Source organism: Neisseria sp. P0024.S006 (genome assembly GCF_051956595.1).
In the GTDB taxonomy this organism is placed as follows: domain Bacteria; phylum Pseudomonadota; class Gammaproteobacteria; order Burkholderiales; family Neisseriaceae; genus Neisseria.
Genome location: NZ_JBQCXH010000046.1, coordinates 1 through 461 on the forward strand (window position 1 = coordinate 1; position 461 = coordinate 461).

Sequence of the window (461 nt, forward strand, 5' to 3'; positions counted from 1 at the left end):
TTGGTGTTGGGGGTTTGGTTTTTGGTGGTGGTGGTGGTGGTGTTGGTGTTGGGGGGTTTGGTTTTGTTGTGGTTGTTGTTGGTGGTGGTGGTGTTGTGGTTGGGGTTTGGGGTGGTGTTGTTGTTGTTGGGTTGGGTGGGGGTTTGGTGGTGGGTGGTGTTGGGGTTGGTGGTGTCGTTGTTGGTGGTGGTGGTGTGGGGGTTGTGGGTGGTTTTGGTTTGGTTGGGTTTGGTGTTGGTGTTGTGGGTGGTGGGGTGGTTGGTGTGGTTGGTGGTGGTTTTGGTGTTGGTGGTGGGGGTGTTGTTGGTGGTGGTTGGTTGTTTGTGGTTGGTTGGGGTGTTGTTGGTGGTGTTGTTGGTGTTGTTGGGGGTTTGGGTGTTGTTGTTGGTGGTGGTGGTGGTGGTGGTGTTTGGTTGGGTGGGGTTGTTGTTTGTTGTGGTGGTGGTTGTGGTGTTGTTGGT

General features: G+C 54.4%; 1 protein-coding gene. It reads left to right on the top strand.

Annotated features, from left to right (window positions below; genetic code table 11):
• Positions 1-461: hypothetical protein (locus ACTHUF_RS11190; RefSeq protein ID WP_440407732.1), on the top strand; the 461-nt coding region annotated here is incomplete at both ends.